The 22,403-nt window shown below is 42.5% G+C and carries 19 protein-coding genes and 1 pseudogene; 7 read left to right on the top strand and 13 right to left on the bottom strand.

The genetic code is table 11. The features are described 5' to 3' along the window. Positions 1–327 precede the first annotated feature (327 nt). The 8 genes from AC3CKG_RS17565 to AC3CKG_RS17530 all read right to left on the bottom strand — a co-directional run bounded on the left by AC3CKG_RS17565 (position 328) and on the right by AC3CKG_RS17530 (position 9,495). Positions 328–1,185, bottom strand: a complete 858-nt coding sequence (locus AC3CKG_RS17565; protein ID WP_488529659.1) for a hypothetical protein — start codon at positions 1,183–1,185, stop codon at positions 328–330. Next, a complete protein-coding gene (locus AC3CKG_RS17560; protein ID WP_488529658.1) occupies positions 1,185–2,039 on the bottom strand; it encodes an ABC transporter ATP-binding protein in 855 nt (284 codons plus the stop codon). The genes AC3CKG_RS17565 and AC3CKG_RS17560 overlap by 1 nt, the downstream gene beginning before the upstream one ends. Further along, entirely contained in the window at positions 2,036–2,407 is a 372-nt protein-coding gene (locus tag AC3CKG_RS17555) for a GntR family transcriptional regulator (protein WP_017111621.1), read from the bottom strand. Before AC3CKG_RS17555 ends, AC3CKG_RS17560 begins: the two co-directional genes overlap by 4 nt. 314 nt (positions 2,408–2,721) lie before the next feature. Then, positions 2,722–4,464, bottom strand: a complete 1,743-nt coding sequence (locus AC3CKG_RS17550) for an EAL domain-containing protein (protein WP_488529657.1) — start codon at positions 4,462–4,464, stop codon at positions 2,722–2,724. A gap of 921 nt (positions 4,465–5,385) precedes the next feature. Then, positions 5,386–5,925 carry a hypothetical protein gene (locus tag AC3CKG_RS17545; protein WP_488529656.1) on the bottom strand — a complete coding sequence of 180 codons (540 nt, stop codon included), beginning with the start codon at positions 5,923–5,925 and terminating at the stop codon, positions 5,386–5,388. Positions 5,926–6,103: 178 nt separating this feature from the next. Further along, positions 6,104–6,583, bottom strand: a complete 480-nt coding sequence (locus tag AC3CKG_RS17540) for a type II secretion system protein (RefSeq protein WP_192852996.1) — start codon at positions 6,581–6,583, stop codon at positions 6,104–6,106. A gap of 263 nt (positions 6,584–6,846) precedes the next feature. After that, positions 6,847–8,838: a putative bifunctional diguanylate cyclase/phosphodiesterase gene (locus tag AC3CKG_RS17535; RefSeq protein WP_488529655.1), complete on the bottom strand. Its 1,992-nt coding sequence runs from the start codon at positions 8,836–8,838 to the stop codon at positions 6,847–6,849. Between the two features lie 99 nt (positions 8,839–8,937). Further along, positions 8,938–9,495, bottom strand: coding sequence for a hypothetical protein (locus AC3CKG_RS17530; RefSeq protein ID WP_488529654.1), 558 nt, complete (start codon positions 9,493–9,495; stop codon positions 8,938–8,940). Positions 9,496–10,030: 535 nt separating this feature from the next. Between AC3CKG_RS17530 and AC3CKG_RS17525 the strand changes: the two genes are divergently transcribed. Next, a complete protein-coding gene (locus tag AC3CKG_RS17525; protein WP_102291884.1) occupies positions 10,031–10,720 on the top strand; it encodes a response regulator transcription factor in 690 nt (229 codons plus the stop codon). After that, the gene (locus AC3CKG_RS17520) at positions 10,713–12,062 is read left to right on the top strand and encodes a sensor histidine kinase (RefSeq protein WP_102312806.1); all 1,350 of its coding nucleotides are present in this window, start codon (positions 10,713–10,715) and stop codon (positions 12,060–12,062) included. Before AC3CKG_RS17525 ends, AC3CKG_RS17520 begins: the two co-directional genes overlap by 8 nt. A gap of 136 nt (positions 12,063–12,198) precedes the next feature. On the opposite strand, the gene AC3CKG_RS17515 is transcribed toward AC3CKG_RS17520, so the two are convergent. After that, positions 12,199–12,735 (bottom strand): GNAT family N-acetyltransferase, encoded by a 537-nt coding sequence (locus tag AC3CKG_RS17515; protein ID WP_488529653.1) that lies wholly within the window; start codon positions 12,733–12,735, stop codon positions 12,199–12,201. 224 nt (positions 12,736–12,959) lie between these two features. On the opposite strand from AC3CKG_RS17515, the gene AC3CKG_RS17510 reads away from it, so the two are divergent. Continuing rightward, a complete protein-coding gene (locus AC3CKG_RS17510; RefSeq protein ID WP_017110805.1) occupies positions 12,960–14,225 on the top strand; it encodes an HD-GYP domain-containing protein in 1,266 nt (421 codons plus the stop codon). A 226-nt stretch (positions 14,226–14,451) separates the two neighbouring features. Here the strand turns inward: AC3CKG_RS17510 and AC3CKG_RS17505 are convergent, their stop codons facing one another. From AC3CKG_RS17505 to AC3CKG_RS17490, 4 genes are all read right to left on the bottom strand, one after another. Continuing rightward, positions 14,452–14,901, bottom strand: coding sequence for a PTS sugar transporter subunit IIA (locus AC3CKG_RS17505; protein WP_076644898.1), 450 nt, complete (start codon positions 14,899–14,901; stop codon positions 14,452–14,454). Beyond that, complete coding sequence (ulaA, locus tag AC3CKG_RS17500) at positions 14,898–16,154, bottom strand: PTS ascorbate transporter subunit IIC (protein ID WP_017110802.1); 1,257 nt, start codon at positions 16,152–16,154, stop codon at positions 14,898–14,900. Before ulaA ends, AC3CKG_RS17505 begins: the two co-directional genes overlap by 4 nt. Before the next feature lie 10 nt (positions 16,155–16,164). Next, positions 16,165–16,434, bottom strand: a complete 270-nt coding sequence (locus tag AC3CKG_RS17495; RefSeq protein ID WP_009845707.1) for a PTS sugar transporter subunit IIB — start codon at positions 16,432–16,434, stop codon at positions 16,165–16,167. 283 nt (positions 16,435–16,717) lie between these two features. Further along, positions 16,718–17,194, bottom strand: a complete 477-nt coding sequence (locus AC3CKG_RS17490; protein WP_488529980.1) for a hypothetical protein — start codon at positions 17,192–17,194, stop codon at positions 16,718–16,720. Between the two features lie 613 nt (positions 17,195–17,807). Between AC3CKG_RS17490 and AC3CKG_RS17485 the strand changes: the two genes are divergently transcribed. The 4 genes and pseudogenes from AC3CKG_RS17485 (at position 17,808) to AC3CKG_RS17470 (ending at position 22,401) form a co-directional block, all read left to right on the top strand. Then, positions 17,808–19,016, top strand: coding sequence for a NupC/NupG family nucleoside CNT transporter (locus tag AC3CKG_RS17485; RefSeq protein WP_017110799.1), 1,209 nt, complete (start codon positions 17,808–17,810; stop codon positions 19,014–19,016). 338 nt (positions 19,017–19,354) lie between these two features. Further along, positions 19,355–19,624 carry a hypothetical protein gene (locus tag AC3CKG_RS17480; protein WP_102559192.1) on the top strand — a complete coding sequence of 90 codons (270 nt, stop codon included), beginning with the start codon at positions 19,355–19,357 and terminating at the stop codon, positions 19,622–19,624. A 113-nt stretch (positions 19,625–19,737) separates the two neighbouring features. After that, positions 19,738–21,172 (top strand): annotated as a pseudogene (locus AC3CKG_RS17475) (TolC family protein). Next, positions 21,169–22,401: an efflux RND transporter periplasmic adaptor subunit gene (locus tag AC3CKG_RS17470; protein ID WP_488529652.1), complete on the top strand. Its 1,233-nt coding sequence runs from the start codon at positions 21,169–21,171 to the stop codon at positions 22,399–22,401. Before AC3CKG_RS17475 ends, AC3CKG_RS17470 begins: the two are co-directional and overlap by 4 nt. Positions 22,402–22,403: the final 2 nt, after the last annotated feature.

Below are 22,403 nucleotides of genomic sequence, written 5' to 3'. Positions count from 1 at the left end.
TTTCAATAGCGCTCTCAAGGACCTTCATCTGGTCAGCGACTAAAGAAATCATCCCCCAAAGAGCTGGCAGGCATTAACAATAATGCAATTCAATGTCAGCTCATTAATACCTCCTAGATTATCCTTACCTCACTCAGTACTCAGCTCCCTGAAGCAAAACCAAAACCAACCACCAATCCGTATCTTTGCCTCTATCACGAAAACCGTTGTTAGAATTCAAAGCACCTAACAATAAAACAGCAGCCAATAAAAAAGCTCCTGATTTCTCAGAAGCTTTGATTTAGATATCTGATTTGGTTACCCGTTGAGGCCTCAGAATAAGTGACTCTATCGTTGGAACAGCGTCTTCAAGCTCACATCGTCCGTTCTATTTAGCTTTAGGCTCAGCAGATAGCCGCCAACACCAATCAGTACATAAATACCCAAAGACAAAACCGGCGCTTCTGCAATCACGCTGAATGGATTGCTTGCTGTGAGTAGATTCATCGGCAGTGAAGCGATGAGAGAGAAGAAGTCATTGATGCCATAAAATCCAAACACGGCGACAGACAGAAACTTAATCGCATAGCTTGAGATGAAAATGACAAGTAATGGAGAGTTCACCAGCTGTGAAATCGCCAGAGTAACCGTTGCTAATGGCAGCAGAACTAACGCAATTAACATCATTCGTCCAAAGAACACCAACCAATTGCTCAGCACATAAAACAGTGATTGCTGCTCTACTATCAATGCCAATTGTTGTTCGCTTGAAACGTTCAGTACCCAAAACAAGAAGTCAGCGAATAGAACTAATAGCGCGCAGATAGCCGGAATAACCACTAGACCGAAGCCTAGCTTCACGCTGTGAGTCATGGCATTGGATACTGGCATACTTCTCCAAAACATCGAACTGCCTTCTTGGCGCTCTTTACGCAGTGTTTTAGGGATGTAAAGCGTCGAAAGTATGAGTGAAATAAGGCCAGCGCCAAAGTAGATCACTGAGTTGAGGTCTTGTGCGAACTCTCTGTGGATGTCACTCACGTCGCCGTTGACTTCCATTTGGAAGAAAAACTCATGCTGCGCTGCGCCATTGAAAAACAAACTAACGAACAGCAAGAAACCACATAACGCGATAAATAGAGGTAATCGAGTGTTAATTTTGTGCTCGATCAGTTCTTTTTCTAGCATATAAAAAGTTGGGTGCATTATGCCTTCTCCGTCTGTGTTGCAAGGAATAGGTCTGCGAGACCAACGTTGTAGATGTTACCCAATGATTCAACTTGCGCTTTATATTGGCCTTCCAATAACCACTTAGTGGTTCCTAGCCCAGGCTGTGAGGTCAGTGGATTGAGTTTCTGGATTTCGTTTGAGTGGTTGTTTGCGACATCGATAATGAAATAGTCGTTCTCGATGTCTTCCATGCTCTTTTGCAGTACACAATGGCCTTGCTTTAAAATCAGTACATCCGTTAATAGGTGTTCAATCTCTGAAACCTCGTGGCTAGCAATGATCATCGCGCGTTTGCCATCGTGGAACCACTCTAGGAGGTGGCGATAAAAAGTATCGCGGTAGAGCAGATCTAGACCTAGCGTTGGCTCATCTAAGATCAACACTTGAGTGTCAGTCGCGATAATGATTGCAAGGTGAAGCTGTACCTTCATCCCTTTAGAAAGCTGTTTGATCGTTGAAGATAGCTTAATGTTGGTGCTACTTAACGTCTGTTCTGCTTTTTGCTTATTGAAGCTTGGGTGAACGCCTTGTGTGTATCGAAGCAGTTGCTTTACTGTCATCCACTCAGGCAATACGTTCACATCTGAAATGTACGATAAGTGCAGCATGAGTTCAGCGTGCTGGTGGATAGGGTGGTAGCCATTTACTTCAATCTCACCTTGATAGTTGTGCCCACCAAGCAGTGATTTGATCAAGGTCGATTTACCTGCGCCATTGTGACCTAGCAGCCCAAGCACTTGCCCCGGCTTTAACTCAAAGCTGATGTTCTCGACACCCACTTGATTTGAATAGGTTTTGGTTACGTTTTTCACTGAAAGTAAAGTACTCATGACTTGTCCTTTATATGTTGTTCTAGCTGTTTCACGAGTTCTTCGACACTCATATCAATGATGCCTAGCGTCTCAGCGATGGCTGGGATCTGTGTGTTGATGAATGATTGATGTGCGGACTCTTTCAATTTTTGAAGAGCCCCTTCTGCGACATACATACCTTGGCCGCGTTTTTTCTCGACTAGGTCTTCATCAACCAGTAACTGATAGCTTTTCATGACAGTAAGGTGGTTGATTTTAAGATCGGCGGCAACAGCACGCACTGAGGGCAATGCTTGTTGTTCTAACCAAACACCTTGAAGAATTTGGTCACTGATCTTTGCAGCTAGCTGCCTAAAGATCGGTTGGTCGTCTTTCCATTCGGTCATAATTAAAACTGCATGGTGATATACATATGTATAACACTAACCTTTTTATTCAGATTGGCAAGGTTTTTATTGGAAATAATTATTATCGACGGAATAGAAGTGCTTTAAGGTAGAGGCGTGAAACATAGATAAGGTACTGAAATAGTGGTTATTTCACTTCGGCTGATCACTTGGTGATTACTTCGATAAGCTGTTGTCTGTTTGATTTTAGGGTAGGTAATCTTTTCCCTGTGAGCTCTGACATGATTGTCTTTTTGAGCCTAATGTCATTCAGGATAAATGAGCTCACAGGTAGTTAAATGTCTATAGGGTGATCAAGTCGTGGTGCTTTGAGGCCTGCTGTACAAGTAGCCTTGTTGCAGGTTGTAGCCGAGTTGACACAAGATGTATTGTTGTCGGCGAGTTTCGACACCTTCGTAAATCATAGTGATGTTAGATAAGCGTCCAATTTCGGATATGTTGAGCAACACTCCTTGATGATGTTCTCCTGATTCAATGTCTTTGACAAAGCAGCGATCTAACTTCAGGTACGTCGGAGAAATAACGCTAATAATTTCGATATTATTGTTCCCGGTACCGAAGTCATCCAGCGCGATAGTAATCCCCAACTTTTTAATTTCTTTGATGTTATCAATCACCTCACACCCATACCCGATGTTCGAGTATTCGGTGATCTCGACAACAAATTCGTTCGCTTCCATTGCCGCTAAATGGTACTGAATTTTAGCAAAGTTAGTACCCACTAACGCACTCGGGCATACGTTGACGCCATAGATCTCATGGCTATTGTTTGATTTGGCGTTTTTAACCGTCTCAATCAGCAAAATGGTATGGAAGGTCAATAGGTTGGTGCGTCTCATGGCATTGATGAAATCTAGCACGCCGACATTGCGCACTCTGGACAACAGTTCATAGTACAAGACGCTGCTGTCTTCCGTGTTGATGATAGGCTCTTCTTCAAAGGAGATGTTCTTCCAGCGAAACAGATAAACGACAAAGCCCAACAGGTAAGAACGATAAAATATTAGAGTTAACAGTAAAGTTAACCCGATCCAGAATGCGATTATATTGTGACTATAAAAAGTGATAGTCGCACCGCTTGGCAGTGAGTGTTGGTAAATGGGCTGGCTTTGCTCTCCGAGATTCAGAATGTAATAGCCATTTTTTTGTATCGAGACTGAATCTATGAACAGCGGTAATAATGAGTTTCTATAGCGAGCTTCTATTGAGTTCTTGGAAATGCGAGCGGTAAGGTAAACGCCGTTTTCAGGCAACGTAAAACGTGAGTAAGCAAAATCTAGGCTGTCGTAGAACTCATCAACTTGGTTTGGCTCTATGAACTTGGAGCGGCTCTTGGATATGTAACATGAGCCATCTGGTGTTGTCATGATGACGGAGTCAAAGTTTAGAGAGTGCCTTAGCGCGTAGACAGCGACGTCGCTGTAACAACCATCACTCATCACTTCTTCTGCGACCTGCTTAGTGTTGAGGCTGTATTCATCGGCAATCTTCGTTGTGTAAAAGATTTGGGAAAAGTAGATAACGAATAAGATAAACGAAGAAACAGTCAGCATGAGTATGAAAGAGCGTATCAGTTCTTTGTGGTAAGAGCGGTACATCAGCTTTAGCACATCGATATGGCTGGGCTTGAATTGGTTGATGTTGTGCTTAGGTTTGATGCGATCTGTCGGACTTTTATCTAAATCAATAAAGTAGCCGACCTTATATAAGTTGGTGATCAGCTCGTTATTATTATCAATCTTTGCTTTTTTACATAAACTTCGATACTTCTTTCTTATCGAAGCGATAATGTTTTTTAATGCGTACAAACTAAACTCTTCATCAAAGTGTAATTTAAACGATTCTTCAACGTCTCGTGCTGATTGAGGGTTCGATATTGAAGAGTGCTCAACAAGATATTTAAGTACAAAACTCTCTTTACTATTTAGACTTTCCTCTGATATTTTATTACTGTTTCTTTTGATGTATATTTTTTCTTCATTATAAATAAGTTGCAAGCTCTCATTATTGTTATTTATATTGAAAGAACAGTGCATAGCTCAACTCCTAAGCGATAGTTATTATATTCGTGTAATTGATATGTGGTGGCTGAGATTGTCATTCAACCCAAGAGTCCTTTCAAAATAACATAACTAAAATGTCACCATTTCCTCTCAAGATATTGATACTAATCGCAGAATCTGGGCTGTAATGAAAGGTTATCGAGATGTTCACCCAAAACTTGAATTTATAAATGAAAGGCGATTTTTTACAAGAGAGAAGGGGGATTTATCCATTTGTTTTGGTATTTATCCAATTATAAGCTTCTATACTAGCGGTTTTAATCGTAAGTTTAGCAGTTGCTAATGTAGATGGTCGTAGTATTTGTGGTAGCTATTGATGAGGCAGATTTATCAGGATTTTTCAGGATGAAATTTAATTACAAGAACTTAGGTGATATTAATATCATTTAATATAGATACTATTTTTTATTATTGAATATGAATTTAAATTAATTAAATCATCAATAGTGGGATTTTAAAAAGGTTTTTAATTTGGGTTTATAAATTAACCTGTTCGGATAAGAACCTAATCGATTTATTTTACCTGGAAGGATTAAATCTAAAGCGATACGTTGTTTTAATTGTGATTTTTATTCCATAGTTAACCTGTTTTTGGTTAGTGTTTGAACTCTATTTTGTTGATGAATATTGTGATTTGATATGAGTTAGGTTGGTTAAATGCTTAGATCTCTAATTAAACGTAGATATATTAACGACTTGACTCAATTAGTGTTACTTTTTAGTCAGTTATAATTAGAAGTGAAATTGGCTTTTGATTATTTAACAAACACCATCATAAATCCCCCTAGGGGAAAAGACGTAGATTTCCGTATAAGGTTAAAAATAAAGCTCCTAATTAGTGACTAATAGGAGCTCTCGATTGCTTTCTATTGGTGAGAGGTAGAAAGCTAAAGGCTAAAAATTGAAGCTTGCGGTAACACGTACTACGTCTTCTTCAAATGGTGTTGTGCTAGAGTTAGGGCTTGTACCCATTGGCACCATTGCCGAATCATTGATCTTACCGTAATCCACCGTTAAGCCTATCATGCGCCAGTTAACCGTTGTGCCTATTGAGCCATAGACATTGTCGATATTGATGTCGTTAGATGCTGAGTCGTCAAATCTCACATCCGCATTCAGATAGTTAATACCGATCTTAGGGATAATATCGAACTCAGCGATTTCAAATTTGTAGCCAATGTTGGAGTATAAGCCCCATGCATCTTGTGAGTTTGGCTCATCTAAATCTACCGCTTCCGTTCCTAATGAGAAACCGCCACCGACAACGATGTTGTTCGACAACTCTTTACTATAGCCGAAGCTTGCCAGTTCTTGATTTCCGATGAAGGTCACACCAGCTTCGATAGAGTTGTCACGGCTATTTGCGAATGCAGACAATGACATACATACCGTTGAAATTACGATGGCTGGTAAAACGAAGGTGTTCTTTTTCATGATTCTCTTTCTCATTTGGTTAAGATGGAAAAAGTTTACAAAAGAACGAGACTCAAATATGAGTCGTGACAGAGTCAAGAATGAGCTAAAGAAGAACTGACATAAAGCGAACAATACTCACCCAAAAATGGCGATTAAGGCCAAGTTTTATGGCTAGGCAGAAAGCTGTGAATGGTGATTAACATGCGCCATCAAGCACGACGATTTGTGGTTCTTTTTCTGGTTGATACAGCACCTGACAAAAGTCCCCTATAGGTGAATAGGTGTAACTTTCCGTATCAAAAGAGATAACGGCGACCCTTTCTGCATTGCTGCCATCCTCGACTTCTTTGTTGTTTACGTATAGCTCCGTTGGGTCAATGCTAAGCAAGCGCCTTAACGAATCGACATAAGCGATTGGGTAACCATGGCACACGTAGTAGGTCTCGATTTCAGTTTTTTCCACGTAGTTACATTCACCCTCGACGCCCGCGATTGCTGATTTAGCGTAGATCATGTCTATACCAGTACGAAGGTTACCTGCCACGTCGTGTATTTTACTTGCTCGTGCGTTTCCTTGAACATCTAAGAACTTTACCATTGCGGTAGCAGAAACCAGTCCTAGAATAACTAAACAAGTGATCAGTTCCAAAATAGTAAAGCCGCGTTGTGTTCTCATATTGGTAGCTTTAGAGCCTTATGCAAGTGTTGGCGTAGGGTAAACGAAATACTGATATCATTACAGTTAGTAGGTATAAGTGCGTACTACTATATTAACGGGTGATGTTATTTAAGTTCATAATAAACAATAGGTTATATTGTTTCCTTTCTTGGTTGGTGCAATGTAAGCTTGCGTAAGCGTTAACAAAGACAGCGCTATGTTGTTCACTAAGCAACCAAAGATCTAACGTATTGATAAATAAATCTTTAGTTGTCTATTTATCAAGCGGATAAAAATCGACTTTCGACTTCATTTGAGGGAATAGGCTTACTGAACAAAAAACCTTGAAGGTAGCGGTAGCCACAGTCGATAAGGAACGCTTTTTGTTGTTCTGTCTCGACGCCTTCTGCCACCACTTTTAACCCCAATTTGTCACAGATCGCATGAGCTGCTCGGACGATCGCTTTACTCCCTTTGTGTGAACCGTGGACAAAGCTTTTATCGAGCTTAACAGTGCTAATTGGCAGGTCGTGCAACATAGAGAGAGAAGAATAGCCGGTCCCGAAATCGTCGAGGTGAAGCTCAACACCCAGTTTCGATATATCGTTCAGCGCTTGCCTAACTTCACCGTGTTTGAAAATCATTGAAGATTCCGTGATTTCAAGGGCAATGCTTTGAGGGTTGATATTGTAGAAGTTAAGCATTGCAGACAGCTGTTCAGCAAAGGTTGCATGCATCTGAATACTCGAGATATTTATACTCATCATCAATTCACTATCAAACTCCCGATGCCATATCGATAACTGCTTGAGTGCTGAATTGAGCACCCATTTTCCTAGCGGTACGATTTGACCCGTTTCTTCCGCTAATGTGATGAATTCATCAGGGCCAATGTTACCCAGCTCTTTGTCTGACCATCGGAGTAGCGCTTCAAACCCTTTCACCTTGTCATTGTTGATATTCATGATCGGTTGATAATGCAGATTAAGATCGTCGTTTTCTAAGGCTTGAGTCAATCGATGGCGGATTTCTACTTTCCGATGAAGGATCTGAGCTAAGTTAGGGGTGAAAGTTTGGAAACGATTTCGACCATTCGCTTTGGCAATGTGCATTGCCATCCCTGCTTGTTTCAGCAATGACTCTTGATCGACGGCATTGTCTGGGAAGTGTGCCGTACCAATGCTGCAACCCACAGACAAGGTGCCAATCCCTCTAATATGGAAACTGCGGTTTAAGGCATCGATAATACGCGAGCAAAGTAACGGGATGTTGTGGTTTCGACAGGTGTGGGCGATCACGATGAATTCGTCGCCGCCAAATCGACCAATCATGCAGGTTTCATCAACGAGCTGTTTGAGACGTTCACCCACTTGTTTGAGTAGTTGGTCGCCGACATTGTGTCCATACGTGTCGTTAACCAGTTTGAAGCCATCAAGGTCAACGAACATCAACTCAAAGGGGGAGCGATAGGCGATACTGGTTTCCAGAAGGTTGGTGATGCCACGACGGTTATAAAGCTCAGTTAAGCAGTCGTGCTCCGCGTTGTATCTGGCCTTTATCAGCTTCTCTTTTTGTTTGGTTGTGCAAGTCAGCTCTAACAGCAGTTCACTCTTATCAAATAACCACTTTCCCTGTACATCAAAATGATGAGCTTTATCACCAATCTGACAGCTAACTTCTTCTAAAATCTCCCGGCCTTTACGTGCTGAGAATAACCATTGGTCGGCTATTTCTTCACTTGAAACGAAATCGGAGAGGGTGGTAAACGGTGAACCATAGTTTTGGCAAAATGCAGAGTTAGCACTCACTACCGCTCCCGATCTATCAAATAGAAGGGAGAGGTTTGAGCCATCAGAGCAAGCGAGATCGTGCTTTAGGCTGCCTTCTTCAGCGATGACCTGTACCAGCATTCCGGTACGGCCGTCTGGCAATGGGATCCCAGAGAACAAACACAGTGCCCGCTTAGCAATGTACTTGGGTGTGAAGTTCCACCATGTCTTGATGCTTTCATCTCGTAAAAACTGTCTTTGATACTCTTCAAGAGTGGCTTCTATCGCCTTGGACATCTCGACACTAAAATCGCGCGATGTCAGTTCAAATAAGGACTCAGACTCCCAGAGAGGGAGGGCGCTGCTATTTGCCCAAGTTATTCTCTTATTATCAATGTCATATATCCAAATTGGACACTGGAGATACTCGAAAGGTTGATAACTTGTCATCATATTGAACTCGGTGAACTGATATTTGGGGCGATCGATGCCTACTGAACTCATGCATTCAGTAGACCGCTGATCAAATTGGAATCTGGCTTTTAACAGTCAGTAAAAGACTGTGTTAAAGAAGAAGCGATGCATTAAAGTGAAAACAACGTGTTACAGGTTCAGTGAGCGGATGATCTTTGTCACTTTACCTTGCGGTGTTGTTTCGATGACATAACCTTTTTTATCATCAAATATCTCACCATCAATTAATTGCCATCCATTGGTCGTCTTGGTGATCTCTTTAGGGAAATTATCATCGAACATCGAATAATTTGGATAGACAGTTTCGATGGCTTCGAACAACAGTTGCGCTTCATCTTGGTTGGTGATGACGAAGTCTTCTTTAAGGCACATGGTCAACTCAGGCAAAGGTTGAGTGGTATAAGGTTCTGTCACGGTTCCTAATACGCCTTTGTGTGAGTAAAAGAGGTATGAGCCACTGCTGCTCTCATTGCCGTCTGGCGATTTGATGTAAGGGGTGGCACTGTAAAACTCACAGTTAAAAACCATCTTCTGAATAATGCTGTTTTGTGGTGTGACTTGAATATCTATCCAAGCGCTTACCTGTTCTTGAATTTTAGTTACCATTTCATGTTTATTGGCATCAGCCATAAGCGGTGTTGACATTAATGCTGTGGTTGTAAGTAACAGTGAAAGCGATTTATTCATCTTAACGTGAGCCCTGTGAAGAAGTGATTAATGGCTAATATCGGTTCGAATTATTAGTTGGGTGAATGTTACGTTAAGAGCCCGTCGCTTAACAGGATTTGTCATGTGTTTAAAAATGGAAAGTACTGGTGACCCGAAAAGGTAATCGATTTCTTTTGAATTAATTATTGATGTAGTGGTTTTTTAGGCTGCTTTTTGGTTCATTACCAGTAATATCAACTGATGGGTGGGAAGCGCGCAGATGGTTGATTTGATTGTGATTTGTAAATGCCTTAAATGTAAGTACGCGTAAGAAAATAAAGCAAATGTAAGCATTGGATGAGTATGTAAAACTCTAAGAGTGATTCTTCCAGTTGAACTGAGCCTTCATAAACTCAGGCGTACGGGTTGTTGAACGACGTGTTTTGTAAACGTGTATGTACAAAAGTGATTACAATATTTTGCGTACGGTAAACTCAAGGCTCTAATAACAACATTGATGATATATGACCAGTATATATACTGCCTTCGCTTTTAATAAATACTGGTGATAGGAATGTCGAAAACCAAAGTGCTCATTGTCGAAGATGACCAAGAGATCGCTCGTTTAACGACGCTTTATCTCGAAGCGGAAGGTTACAATGTCAGCGTTGTTCATGATGGGAATTTAGCACTTGAAGCGATTCGTAATACTGAACCTGATCTTGTTCTGTTGGATCTGATGTTACCAGGCTTGAGTGGTGCTCAAATTTGCCGCCAGGCTCGTGAATTTTACAACGGAATCATTTTGGTGCTTACCGCTTCAGCAGATGAGATGAGTGAAGTTAGCTTATTTAAATTTGGCGCAGACGATTACGTGACTAAGCCTATTCGTGGACACGCGCTGTTAGCTCGCATTGAAGCTTTGTTGCGTAGAGCTTCACCTGCGGTTGAAACAATGGATACCGGTACTGAAAAACAGTGTGATATTGTCATTAATAATACGGCTCAAAGTGCCACGTTATATGGTCAAAATCTCAAGTTAACCTCTGCTGAATTTGAAATTCTCAACCTTCTTGTCAATAACATCTGTCAGGTCGTGACTCGCGATCAGTGCTGTCAGCTATTCAGAGGGATTGATTACGCGTTTAATGACCGTTCGATTGATATGCGAGTTTCAGGATTACGTCGCAAGCTTCGTATACATGCAAAAGACAAACAGTTGATTCGTACGGTTCGTAACAAGGGGTACATGCTGGTTGCGTAAGTTTATTGTTACCAAGTTTCGTTCGGTTTCTATGTTCGCTCGTTTATACCTCGGTATAGTCATTGGGATGTCGGCGACGATCTTCTTGTTCTTAAATCTTGGTGAAGGGCACATGCGAAGAACCGAGATAGAAACGTTTCTTAACGATGGTTCTTACTTTGTTGAACAATATATCCGCCAGCGCAATCAAGAGAACTCGCTATACCAAGAACTCGATAAAACAGGCTACCAACAATTTTATATCTTCAATTTACGCCTGTTAGAAAATTGGTCGGGAGAGGCTCCTTGCCAAAAATGCGAGTTATATACAAGGTTAAATGGTGTTCCGATTTACCTCAGCGAGAACAATCTCTATTCGGCTGTATTTCAACTACCGAACTCTAAATTTAGCTTTGCATTCAGTGAGGTAGGGGATTTCTTCTCGCCTGATATTGAATGGTATGAGGATTCTGAAAGGCATTTCCTATTAGGGCTACTGCTGGCGGTTATCGTGGCAATTGGTGCAAGTGTTTACTTACCTGTGAGACGCTTTCAGGAAAGAATCGAGTTACTCGTTGAGAAGCAGAAGCAGTTTGGTCGAGGTAAGTTGAGTACCCGTTCTAGTATGGATGAGATACATCCAGTGTCTGATCTTGCTTGCAGCTTTAACGTCATGGCTGAAGAGATCGAAAGTAAAGTTAAGCAAAGTCATATCTTCGCCCAAGCCATCCCACATGAAGTTCGTACGCCGTTGAGCCGTATACAACTAGCAACGGACCTATTGAGGAGAGGGGCACCAAGTCATCATCAAGCCTTGTTTGATGACATTGATGGTTATATTGAAGATATCAACGAGCTGACCTCAGAAATTATCATGCTGTCGAAGTTGAACGTGATGGATAACTCTTTCTTTGAGTTGGTGAAAGTGAGAGCGGATCTTGCTGAGTATTGCTTGGATAGGATTCGTTACTCGGAATTAGACAACATCATCTTTGAATCTAAGATAACGCGAGACTTCAATATTAAGTGCGATTGCATGATGGCTCGTTTGGTGTTCGATAACATTCTCAAGAACGCGGGTAACTACACACAAGATAAAATCTGGATGACTCTGGATGAAAACTCGGAGAGTTGGCTGGTGGTTATTGAAGACAACGGTTCTGGGATTCCAGAAGATAGACGCGATGAAGTCTTTCTGCCATTTTCTCGCCTAGATTCAAGCAGAACGTCGAGTACGGGAGGCTCGGGGTTAGGCCTTGCGATTGCCATTTCGGCGGCTAAGAAGCTTGCTTGGGATATCAAGATCGATGACAGCAATCACGGTGGCGCTAAATTTAGTATCGTGATTCCTAAGGTCGTATAACTGGGTACTCTAAGCTCTACTTAGGCTCGTAAAATAACAAAGCCACTGTCGAATGCCGTGGCTTTGTTATTTTTAATCTACAGGTGTTTGTCGTGAACTTGCTAGCGACTCTCTAGAACTTTCAAATAGCTATCGTTTATCTTTTTGAACGATGCAGGCCATAAATAGCGTGGTCGATGATGCGACCATTCAAGTTCTCGTTACAAGTGATGATGCCTTCCAATGTTAAATGTAAGCGCTCACAAACTTTACGACTACTCATGTTCTCAGTAGCGGCTGATATTTCAATCTTTTCCATATCTAACTCATTGAAAGCAATATCAATCAGTTTTTGAACCACGCGAGTGACGATGCCTTTGCCTTGTTGAGACTGTGACAACCAATAACCAATCGTTACCTTTTTGGTATTGTGGTCGATGGTATTGAAACTGCAGTTACCGACGATCTTTCCTTGATACACGATGGCACATGTCATGCTTTTCCCTTCAGCATAATCGTGTAATGAGCGTTGGATGAAAATCCTAAAATCTTGCTCTGTTTTACAGTGCGGTGGCCATGCTAACCACTGGCTAAGATACTCATTTTGGCTTTGTGAATAGTCAGCGTAATGGGTAGCGAAGCTTTCTTCGACCAATGCGATGGAGAGTTCTTCGTCTATAACAGTTTCGAACATACGTGTTTTTGTCCTCGGTTGGTTTGAAAATGTACGATTAACAGCAGGATATAATGTCGCATAATAAACAATATGCAACAACTTGTAGCACGAATATTACGTGATACGTTAGTTCTATCACGAAACTCATTAAACCTTACAATAGTTGTGTATATAATCATTAACTATGCATTAGTATTGGCAACCTAAATATATAAAAACTATAAAAATGCTAGGCTTAAATAATGAATCAACATTGCCAGAATGTAACCGTAGACCTTAGAAAGGCTCTATTTGGTATTGCGAAGGCGCTTGATAACGTCGGTTTTGAAAGCAAGAATCATGGACAGAGGGTGGGTTACATCGCGTATCGATGTGCTCTGAGTGTCGGGTGGGAAGAAGAGCAGGCGCAACTTGCGTTCTCATTGGGGTTAATTCACGACTGTGGCGTATCGCAAATTGATGAGCAGCTCAGCCTGACTTCTGGGTTTGTTCCTGATGCGAGCTATCACCATTGTCAAAAGGGCTACCAAATCCTAAAAGAGTGCCCAGTTCTTTCTATATTCGCTAAGCCGGTGCTTTATCACCATACCCCTTGGGTTGAATTAAAAGCGATGCCGATCAGTGAGTTAGAAAAAGAGTTGGCTGCGATTGTCATGCTCGCAGATCGAGTGGACTACCTTTACGGCATCACTTCTTCAGATCGGTATGGAAACCTAACACCGGATGGTAAAGCGAGCATTATTGAACGTTTAACTGAACAAGCGGACGAGATGTTCGAAACCAATCTCGTGCAACATATGTGTGAGTTGGTCGATCTGGACGATTTCTGGTTTTCGATGGAGATCCCTTACATTGAAAACATGAGAGATAACTTTGAGCCTGTGCCGTTCTTCTCTCAACAAATGTCTCTGGATGAAACCGTGGCTTTTGCCGAATTCATTGCCAATGTGGTTGATACCAAGAGTTCATTTACCTTTAAGCACTCTTTGAAGGTTGGGCAACTTTCAGAATATCTCGCCAAGCAGTTGGGTTATTCATACACAACTCAGCGCAAACTCTATTTAGCAGGGCTAGTTCATGACATCGGCAAACTGCAAACACCTAATGACATTCTTCATAAGCCGGATTTGCTGACCGAAGAGGAGTACTGTTGTATTAAGCGACATGCAACGGATACTCGATTTGCACTGCAAGAGTTGTTTAGTTCTCCTCAGGTGTGCCAGTGGGCATCCAATCATCATGAAAGATTAGATGGTTCAGGTTATCCGATGGGCAAAACGGCAGAAGAGTTGGATCAACCGAGTCGGATCGTCGCTGTGGTAGATGTATTCCAAGCATTATCTCAGTCACGTCCGTATCGTGCTGGTATGACGTTAGAACAGACGATGGCGATTTTGAGAGACCATGTTGAAAACTATAAGTTAGATAGAGAAGTGTTTGAATGCCTTGAAAAACACGCGCAATACTGCTTTGAATTATCGACCGATAAAAGAATGTTTGCGTTTTAACGCTAGTGAATGCTTATTGGTTGTGAAGCGTTGCTGTGATGCACTTGTTAGTCGTGTAATTGTAAACCATGTATTTTTGTAAACCACGTATTGGCAAGTCATGTTAGAAGATAAATGACTAAGCACCAGAACCAGAAAAGCGATAGCCGAGGCTATCGCTTTTTTAATGGGGCTTTTAGGAGATAAACATCAGCAGGAGCTAAAGGTTAAGACCTAAAAATTGAAGCTAGTATCGCTTTAAGATCTCGATGATCGCTTGCTCTGTTTCCGCTGCGATAATGGCATCGATGTCATCATCATTTTGGAACAATTCAGACAGCGCCATAATGGTATGAATATGGCTATCTGAATCCATGGCCGCCAGAGTGATTGAAAGATAAACGTCACCGTTGTCTTCCGACTCTAAATCAACACCCTTCTTAAATACTGTTACTTGCAGTGATGCTTCGTTTACACCATCTTCAGGGCGAGCATGAGGCATCGCAATCTTTGGTGCAAGAACATAGTACGCGCCAATATCCTTATGCTTTTGCTTGATAGCTTCAACATAGCTTGCTTCGATTTTCTTGCTCGCTAGCAGTGTTGAACATGTCACATCAATAGCCGCATCAACCGTTAGGTTTTCTTCAGAGTTGATGATAACGCCTTGGTTACCCACTAAATCAAACAGGCTCATGAAACAATCCACCCTAGAATCAGACCAACCACACCGAAGTCGAAGTCAGCAAACGTTGTTGCTTCAAGGCCAAGGCCACCCAGTACTGGAAGTAGCAGCATCGGTAGGAAAGAGATACACAGACCTTGCGTAAATGAACCTAGGATTGCACCGCGTAAACCGCCTGTTGCGTTACCGTAAACACCAGCCGCGCCACCAACGAAGAAGTGAGGAACCACGCCCGCTACAATGATTGTCCAACCAAGTGCGCCTTGTACTGCCATTGCGAGTAGACCAGCACCGAAAGAACATAAGAAGCCAATAAGTACTGCGTTTGGCGCTACTGGGAATACCATAGGGCAATCAAGAGCAGGTTTTGCACCCGGTACTAGTTTGTCCGAAATACCTTTAAATGCAGGAACGATTTCAGCAATTAGCATCTTCACACCTTGCAGTACGATGTAAACACCACCCGCAAAGATGAGAGATTGCATGAAGGTAAATACAACCCAGTTTTGACCGCTTGATACTGTTTCTACAAACTCACCGCCAGCAATAATAGACGCAAGCATGAAGAAGATAGCCATGGTTGTTGCCACTGCAACTGGCGTGTCACGTAGGAACATCAGGCTTTTAGGAACTTGAATGTCTTCCGTTGTTTTCGATGTGTCACCGAACTTGCTACCAATGAAACCAGACACGATGTAAGAAAGGGTAGAGAAGTGACCGATAGCCAGTTGGTCTGTACCCATTACTTTTTCAGTGTACTTCTGGCCCAGTGCAGGCATCACAACCATCAGTGTGCCGACAAGAATTGCACCAATAGCGACTAAGACGGTTCCTTCGATGCCAGCTGAAGACAGAATAACTGCCACTAGCATCGACATAAACATGGTGTGATGACCCGTTAAGAAAATATATTTTAAAGGAGTTAAACGAGCCAATAAAATATTCACAACGAATGCAAAGAACATGATTAGAGCCATTTCATAACCGAATGCTTCTTGTGCTAATGCCACAATCGCTTCGTTATTTGGAATAACACCATGTACACCGAATGCTTCTGTAAATACAACTGAGAAGTTATTTAGAGCGCCAACAAGAGCGCCAGCACCAAAACCTAAAATTAGGAAACCCATTACGGTTTTAATTGTGCCTTTTAGAATGGTAGAAATATCTGCTTTCTGTGCAACAAGACCAATGAAAGCAATTAAACCTACCATGATCGCTGGCTCTTTTAATAAGCCGAGCATGAACTCGAAAAAGTTTTGCATAATTTTGACCTTACATGAAAGTTTTTAGTTGTTCTTCGATTGATGCTTTGTCAAAAATATTTTTAAGGCTGATGATGTTCTCTTTTCCGCCTTCTTTTAGTTGGTTTGCAACGTCTGTTGCTGCTACCCAAATATCAGCATTGCTTGATGCTGCAGATGATAGATCTTCGTGATCAACTTCTGCTTCGAAACCGATTTTTTTAGCTACTTCTTTTACTGCCATTTCCATCATAAGTGAAGTACCAAGGCCGTTACCGCAAACTACAAGAATCTTTTTCATAATATTTGTCTCAATTGGATTTTAAGGGTTGAGAAGCTTCGTTCTCTTATTGTGTGAGAGCATAGTAATGGAAATATTGAGATTCCAATAAGACTTGCATCACAAAGTCAAAATGAGATTGTGATGCAAGTCTCGTTAATTTGCAGCAAAGATCCAGAGTGAGACTTTGATCAAATTTAACTTTTCACTCGAATATGCAACGTATTTTATTGAGAAAGGCAGGGCTTATTTTATTTGTCTATCGGAATGTGAATATTGTGGAGTTTATAGCGGAATTAATGCACTAATCGTATCGACCATAGTCGGTAAGCATCTTCTTAAGCATATTATTAACGTCTTTGGTCTTTTTATTTCTTTTGGTTAATTGACTCAGAGAGGTTGGTTTTGGCGTCTCGGTTTTCTCATTGTCGATTTCTTCTACTTTATCTTTCATTTTTTGCACAGCGGGTAATAACATTCTAATTTCTTCGTTATTAGCATTTGTGAGTACGACAATATTTTCAGATTCAACTTGAGTGATTGTAAGAATGCCATGTTTAACGGATTCAACTTTTTCACCAATCATAATTGATTCAGGCGCAATAGAACGATCGGTAAGTTGACCTGTACGTAATTTCGCCGCACTGATAGCGCGGATATTTCCGGTGTTTTCAAACGCGACAATAACAGTATGGGTATTATAATATTCAACTACTGTCACATAGCCATGTCTATTTGTTTTGAATTTAGCTCCGTTCGTCATGTCGTGTGGAGCGTCCATTTTCTTCACGTGTTTCCTCTCTTAGTCTCGAAGGCCGTTATATCTAATCAGCTCTATTGGAATTTTATAGATAATTATTTTGTGAGATCAAACAAAGTATATACGTATCTAAACTCAAGATGAATATTGAAGTGTTCGGAAATGAGGTAGAGCACAGAAAAGCTTAAAGAATGACACAGAATTAACCGAGTGATTACTCGATTACTCTTAAAGATTTAACATTCCAAAATCAATCTCATACAGATTGTTTACAGCTTTTGAAGCACGTAGATGATGATAAACACCGCGTTTTGTTTAATCCTTGACCGCGCGAACGTTTGCGTTAAGAAATGTGATGAAAGTCTCACTTAACTGTTTATACTTCTTTTCCGGTTTTAAGCCGGTGCTTAGCCAATACAAGCCGTCACATGGATATGTGAATGACCCCACGGACCGGACCAGCTACGTTCCACTGCTTGTATAAGGTGATTTTTACATGAACAACTCGTTGTCACACTCGCTAACCTTGTTAGCTCCTTCATCGCGTAGCGTTTTGCTTGCGGTTCTTTGTCCTATTCCTTTGATGTCATTTGTTTGGCTCATGTTCACTCTTTAAGGATTACTAGGACACATTATGAATATTCTATTTGGTCTTGTCGGTGTTATTGCACTGATTGCTTGCGCATGTCTGTTATCTGAGAGTCGCTCTTCTATTAACTGGAAAACCGTGTCTCGTGCATTGTTACTTCAAATTGGTTTTGCAGCCTTAGTGTTGTATTTCCCATGGGGACAATTGGCACTAACGAGCATGAGCAATGGTGTTTCAAGCCTGCTTGGTTTTGCGGACGCTGGTATCGCTTTCCTTTTCGGTGACCTTGCTACTGATGGTTTCATTTTCGCGATTCGCGTACTTCCTATTATCATCTTCTTTAGCGCTTTGATCTCGGCACTTTATTACTTAGGCATCATGCAGAAAGTGATTCAAGTTCTTGGTGGGGCGGTGCAAAAACTGCTGGGCACCAGTAAAGCTGAATCTTTGGTTGCGACAGGTAATATCTTCCTTTCTCAGGGTGAGTCTCCTCTTCTTATTCGTCCATTTTTAAAGTCTATGACTCGTTCTGAATTGTTTGCTGTAATGGCGGGCGGTATGGCGTCGGTAGCGGGCAGTGTGCTTGGTGGTTATGCTGGTTTAGGTGTTGAACTTAAATACCTTATCGCAGCAAGCTTCATGGCTGCTCCGGGTAGTCTGTTAATGGCGAAAATCATCGTTCCTGAGCGCAGCACACCAAGTGACTACGACCATATCGAACTCGATAAAGCTGACCAAAGCAACGTGATCGATGCACTGGCAAGTGGCGCGATGAACGGTATGAAGGTAGCGGTAGCAGTTGGTACTATGTTGATTGCATTTGTGAGTGTGATTGCAATGGTCAACACTGGCCTAGAAAGTTTAGGTGAGACGTTCGGTTTTGCGGGTATCACGCTACAAGCTATCTTCGGTTACTTGTTCTCGCCTTTAGCATGGCTGATTGGTATCCCGAGTGATGAAGTATTAATGGCGGGTTCTTACATTGGTCAGAAGATCGTAATGAACGAGTTTGTTGCTTTCATCGATTTCGTTGAGAACAAAGCGCTGCTATCTGAACACAGCCAAGTCATCGTGACGTTTGCTCTATGTGGCTTTGCTAACATTGGCTCTATCGCAATTCAGCTGGGTTCAATCGGTGTTATGGCACCAGAGCGTCGTGCTGAAGTGGCAAACTTAGGCTTGAAAGCAGTCGCTGCTGGTACGCTTGCAAACCTAATGAGTGCATGTTTAGCGGGTATCTTCATCCTGCTTTAATCTAGATTTAGCAAAAACAGTTAGATTCACTAAAAGCGGGCACCTTACTTACGGAGTTTACGTAAGAAGGGTGTCCGCTTTTTTGTGCCTACTCGTTAAGCTTATTCGGACTTAACCACTTCTCTCATTATTTCTATTACGTTTCAGGCTCACTCTGAAGAGTAATAGAGCCAGTGCCTTTTATCCGATATACTTGAATATCATTAGGTTGCGATTAATAGCATTCGGCTTCAATTAAGAAAATCCGGTTTCTATTAAGAACACTCGGTTTCGATTAAGAATATTCCGTTCCGACTAATAGTACGGCAACCAAGATTAAATTAACCAAGGGTCTCTCCATGAACATGCGCGTTCTCATCGGTCTTATTGCTACCTTCATTGGCTTGTTTGCGATGGTTTATCTTATTGCTGGTGGTACTCAGTTTCCTATCTATCAGTGGCCGCAAGAAGCGTATCTCGGTTTGGTGTTTAGCGTAGTATGGGGCGCTGGCGTCGCAGCATCGGTGGCTTATGTCTTCTCAGCTTTGGTGTTTGTGACTGTCGCGGTGGTTAGCTATGCGATCGGTTATAAAATCGGTGGGCTCTTTTCTAGCAAGTCACAAGCGTAAATCAGAAGTACTAACATAAGCTCTTTGCATTTTCTTTTAGGTTAACGTTCGCCTTAACCCTCTCTTAACCTCCAGCTCGTTATCTTGTCTCCATTCTTACAGGAGACAAGAAGATGAAATTGAATCTTCCTTTAAAACATTCCGTTATCGCGCTCGCTCTAATTGGTTTGATCGGTTGTACTTCAACCAGTCAGGCTGATTACGTATCGCTAGCCGAACAAAATACTAATCAGACACAGCAAAGCTTACTCTCAGATCTGATCCAACAGGCTTCTAGTGATCAAGCGTCTACTCAACAAGAACTCAGACGCTGAGAGCCTGCAACTCACCGATTTAGTGAATGCGCCGGAGCTTGACCTCTATATCGAGCGCGCTCTGCAGAACAGTCCAAGCCTCCAACAAAGCATCACAGCACTCAAAATAGCCTATGCACAGCAAGGTGTGACGTCTGGCGATCGCTTACCAACCGTCGATGCGAGCTTTTCAGGAAAAGCTGACGAAGGTACCAACGGTTCAAGCACCACTGAAACCTACACCACAGATGTGACGGTTGGTTGGGAGTTGGATTTATGGCAGAAACTAGCAGACACAAACAACGCCGCTTTAAAAGACATTGCGACATCTCAAGCTAACCTTCAGGGCGCTCAAGATCTTTTGGCCGCGAGTGTGATGAGAGGTTGGCTTGATATCAGCTTGAAGCAGCAGCTTGTCGATATCGAATCGCAGCGCTTAGTGATTCTAGAAAACAACGAAGAACTTGTTCTAGAACGATACCGAGCAGGGCTAGGTAGCCTTGAAGATTTAGATAATGCAAAAACCAGCAGTGCATCGACTCAAGCAACCTTAGCCGATTACCGCGAGCAGCTTGCACAAAGTCGACGTGAGTTGGTTTTGTTAACCGGGCAGTGGAGTGGCGAATCTGACGAGTTATCGCTTACTGAACTTGGTTCTTTCCCAACCATCATTAACCCGCTAGATAACATGCCGACACAAGATCTGGCAGGTCGTCCCGATCTTCAAGCGGCTTTCTTCAATATCGAAGCGGAAACTTTGCGCACTGATGCTGCATATAAGGCGATGCTACCGTCTATCAGCTTATCAGCGAGCCTAATTGACATGGCGGACTCACCAAGTGAAGCCTTGCTGACTGGGCCTCTGTGGAGCGCACTTGGCCAAGTGTCGGCACCATTGTTTCAAGGTGGCAAGCTGAAAGCTCAAGCAGAGATTGCTGACCTAACCACAGAAACCAGCTACTGGGCTTACCAAGAAACACTGCTCAATGCGGTGAATGAAGTGGAAAACGCGATGGGACAAGAGTCGTCACTAACACTTCAACAGCAACACCTAACGAACGCCTTGGTGAGCGCACAACGCAGCTTCACCAGTTATGAAGAGAAATACCGTCAGGGTTTGGTCGACATTTTTGATCTACTTTCTGTTCAGCAACAAACCTATGACCTTGAAGCGCAGCTAACACAAACCATTTATAACCGTCTCGTAAACCGAATTGATTTAGGCCTAGCTCTGGGCTTGGGAGTATCTTCATGAAACTGAATACCATCACAATCGCCATCACTCTAGTGGCTGGTTCAAGCATCTTTGCAGCCCTAGCTTACAACGGTTCTCAGGTGGCTCCTGCTCCAGAAAAAGCCAATGAACTCACGGTTTCAGAACCTCAAGCTAAGGTTGTTGACACTAATTCTATTGAAACGACAACTTTGCCTGCTGCATCGCAACAGCAACAAGTGTCAGTGGTACTTGCCACTCTTGGTGACTACCAAGCAGAGGTTGTGGGTTACGGGGAAGCGAAGTCACGTTATGAATTGATGTTTTCGACGGAAGTTGGCGGCCGAGTAGAAACAATAAGCTCGCAGTTTGAAACAGGGCAAGTGATAAGCCAAGGTGAAGTGATCGCCAATATCGATTCGACCAGTTACCAACAAGCGGTGACGCAAGCAAAGGCGAATGTTGCTCAAGCTCAACTGGATTTATTGGAAGAGCAGAGACAAGGCGAGCAAGCTAAGTCTGAGTGGCAGCGTTCGGGTTTGTCTGGAGAGCCGGATTCACCTTTAGTATTACGCGAACCACAACTGGCACAAGTAACAGCAGCCTTAGAGAACGCCAAGCTTGAATTGGTCAAGGCTCAGCAAGACCTCGAAAAAACAACCTTGGTTGCCCCTTTTGATTCGTTGGTCGTGAGCCGTGATGTTCAGCCGGGAAGCTACGCACAAACGGGCGCTCAGATAGCCACGTTATACAGCGTTGATGAGGTTGAAGTTTCTGTTCCCCTGTCTGAAAACCAATGGTTGAGCCTACCCAACAGCGATAACACGCAATTGAAAGAGCAGCCGTGGCCAGTAACTCTGTCGAGTTCTGATGGCCAATACCAGTGGCAAGGCTATGTCGAGCGAGTAGAGCAGCACTTACAACAAGACACGCGTCAGCGCTCATTGATCGTGAAAGTCGATAGCCCTTTGGAGCAAGAGAAAGATCTTTATCCTGGCACTTTCGTGCAAGCCACTATTTCGGGCAAGCAACTCACTCAATTGTGGGAGCTTCCGGCTTCAGCTCTTTCTCAGCAAGGCGACCTGTGGTTCGTAGATAACAACAGTCAGCTCTCTAAATCCAACGCGGATGTTGAATTTGAAAAGGGCGGTTTGATTTACATCGATCCTACCAAACTGAACGTGGAACTTGGCGACAGTGTGCAAGTGGTAAAGCGTCCGTTAAGCAGCTTTAAAGCGGGCATGGTCGTTCTGGCTAAGGTGGAGGGTTAATC

Source organism: Vibrio sp. QJM3NY_15 (assembly GCF_057785995.1).
This window is presented reverse-complemented; position numbering and strand designations above follow the sequence as displayed.